Origin of the sequence: Gilliamella sp. Nev5-1 (assembly GCF_001690895.1) — a bacterium.
GTDB classification, from domain to species: Bacteria; Pseudomonadota; Gammaproteobacteria; order Enterobacterales; family Orbaceae; genus Gilliamella; species Gilliamella apicola_C.
On the sequence record NZ_LZHO01000055.1, the window covers coordinates 1 to 2,498 of the forward strand.

At 35.1% G+C, this 2,498-nt stretch carries 4 protein-coding genes and 1 pseudogene; 2 read left to right on the forward strand and 3 right to left on the reverse strand.

Annotated features, from left to right (window positions below; all coding sequences use genetic code 11):
- Window positions 1–158: 158 nt before the first annotated feature.
- From A9G41_RS13535 to A9G41_RS07390, 3 genes are all read right to left on the reverse strand, one after another.
- Complete coding sequence (locus tag A9G41_RS13535; protein WP_141675215.1) at window positions 159–356, reverse strand: IS3 family transposase; 198 nt, start codon at window positions 354–356, stop codon at window positions 159–161.
- A gap of 53 nt (window positions 357–409) precedes the next feature.
- Window positions 410–712, reverse strand: a complete 303-nt coding sequence (locus tag A9G41_RS07380) for a transposase (protein ID WP_179854690.1) — start codon at window positions 710–712, stop codon at window positions 410–412.
- Window positions 713–1,318: 606 nt separating this feature from the next.
- On the reverse strand, window positions 1,319–1,624 hold the full coding sequence (locus A9G41_RS07390) for a hypothetical protein (protein WP_065582012.1): 306 nt from the start codon (window positions 1,622–1,624) through the stop codon (window positions 1,319–1,321).
- A gap of 241 nt (window positions 1,625–1,865) precedes the next feature.
- Here A9G41_RS07390 and A9G41_RS07395 point away from each other — a divergent pair.
- Together A9G41_RS07395 and A9G41_RS07400 are read left to right on the forward strand one after the other, a co-directional pair.
- Window positions 1,866–2,076: pseudogene (locus tag A9G41_RS07395) on the forward strand (transposase); the annotation flags it as partial.
- 46 nt (window positions 2,077–2,122) lie between these two features.
- On the forward strand, window positions 2,123–2,498 hold a 376-nt coding region (locus A9G41_RS07400; protein WP_143425437.1), incomplete at its 3' end, for an IS3 family transposase.

Below are 2,498 nucleotides of genomic sequence, written 5' to 3' on the forward strand. Positions count from 1 at the left end.
TAATGCCATTGTTGTTTTACTCTCACATAAGTTAAATCAGTCACTAACACTTTGCGTTGTTGGCCTACGGTAAACTCACGATTAAGTTGCTTACTTACTGTTGATTCGTTGCTTTGTTCTGTATTAGCACGATATTTTTTACAGGTATATTTTGATACTCATCCGTTTTCTTGCATGATTCGACCAATTCGGCGACGGGATAATAGTATGCTTTTCTTTCTAAGCGCTACTTGTAGTCGCCTTGTTCCATAGGATTGATAGTTATCGTTAAATACCGCTTTCACTTTTTTACTAAGCTCTTTGTCTGTTTTTTTACTGGTTAATTGTAGTTGATAATAGAAGCTATTTCTTGACACTTGTAAACATCGACATAACGCACGTAAACTATATCGATGTTGATTCTCGGTGATTAATTTGATTTTCGTCCTATTATCAACGCCGCTTGCTTTAGGATGTCATTCTCCATTAACAATCGCTTATTCTCTTTACGTAGGGCTATGAGCTCATTTTCTTGAGCACGACGATTAGCTTGAGCTGTAAACTCACCAGTGGTTTGATATTGCTTAATCCACTTATCTAATGCGGATTTAGTCAGGTCGTATTCGGTGACAATATCCGCTCGTTTTTTGCCATTTTGGTATAACATTACCCTCTGTTTTTTAAATTCATTACTAAAACTGCGTTTTTCTCTTCTTGAAATGGAATTTGTCATTGTTGGTTCCTTTTGTTTTTTGGTTATCATAACAATGACCTTATTAAACTGGTACTAATTAGTGTAGCCTGTCCAAATTAACAACGTTACCGTTAATATTTAAAGAGTTTCCTGCCTTATCATATCGATGGCATGATAGTATAAAACACTTTATCTAGCGGATCTAATTTAGCTACTATTGTTCTGATGTCTGTATATTTCCAATGTGCAAATGCATCATCAGGGGGATCCTCCTTTCCATGAAATGTTTTCTGCTTTTGATAAAGTATGGTAATGTAAGCCAGTTTCTCTGTCCTAATACTATCCCTGATATCTGAGGTTTGGCTCTACTGAGCTGTGCTCGATTGCCTGAATGTGCTTCCCAAGAACTGAAAGCTGCATTCCCAGACGATGTCACTATTTGCATCGGTTAGCTTCTCTGGCGCACTATTTGGGTCGGTATGGAAGTAGACTATTTCTTCATCTTCACTGTTTCTTTTGTCTATGCGTACCAGCGGTTCGTAGCATTAACAGTCTAATATCGTCATTTCGATACTTGTAATGCTCATTAGGTATTTATCTGATTATGTGCAAAGCCCAACAATAGTATTGTCAGTCAATGATTACTTATGTTGATTGTTCAAAAGTCATATATGTATTATTTTTTTCATCTAAAAATATATATAAGTAAGAAATATCATGCCTAATTTCGGTTATATCCAATTGGCCTATAAAAAATAACGGTTTATTTTCTACTGTTGGCCATGCTGGAGATTGGAGCCATCTGGGTTTATTTTTTAAAAATTTAAAATCATTTTTAATTTCTAATTTTAAAGCTCTTTCTAACTCTATTCCAGATTTATCTTTATGTTTATTAAAGATAAACTGAAAATAAGATTCAGTCAAATTTAACCATCGTGGTTGAATTTTCATAAATAAATCATATTTTTTTTATATTCATTATTTAACGAAAAGCTAACATTTTTTTTGTAAGCAATTTTGAAAGTAAATCTTTACTATCGATTTCACCTGATGGTAATAAAATATCAATTTCAATAAGATACAAAAATGCATTTTGTGAATTAGTGTATGGAGGTATTTTGTAACTATCCCCTAAAATAGTACAGCAAAAAAGTAGAAAATTCTCTATGATACAAGTAAAGGGGATTTAATTATGAAAAAAATGACTGAACATCAAATCATCGCTATTTTAAAAGAAGCTGAAGCAGGTATTCCTGTCAAGGAACTCTGTCGCAAATATGGCATGGGTAATTCAACTTTCTATAAGTGGCGAGAAAAATACGGCGGTATGGAAACGTCGGATATTAAACGCTTAAAGGAGCTGGAGGCTGAAAACTGCAAGCTTAAGCAGATGTTTGCCGAACTGAGCTTAAAATCCCAGCTTCAGGAAGAAATCATAAAAAAGCTTTAGTGCCAACAGGGGCACGTAAAACGTGGGCACAGCAACTACAACAAAATCATTCAGTTACTATTGCTATGAGTTGTGCCATTGTTGGTTTAAGCCGTTGTGCTTACTATTATCAAGCTAAGTTACAGGATGATTCGGTGATTGTTTCGGTGTTGAATGCTATCACAGACCGGCATTTACGCTGGGGCTTTCCTAAATGTTTTAATCGTATCAGAAAGCTCGGCTATCAATGGAATCATAAACGGGTATATCGGGTGTATTGTGAATTAAAGCTTAATCTCAGGGTAAAGCGTAAAAAACGCATTCCTCCACGATGCCCGGAAAGGTTATTAGTCCCCAATAAACAAGGTGAATGTTGGTCAATGGATTTTATGAGTG

Excerpts from the sequence above, each read along its gene's own strand:
- A9G41_RS07380 (WP_179854690.1), bottom strand. The coding sequence starts at position 712 with ATGACAAATTCCATTTCAAGAAGAGAAAAACGCAGTTTTAGTAATGAA.
- A9G41_RS07390 (WP_065582012.1), bottom strand. The coding sequence starts at position 1,624 with ATGAAAATTCAACCACGATGGTTAAATTTGACTGAATCTTATTTTCAG.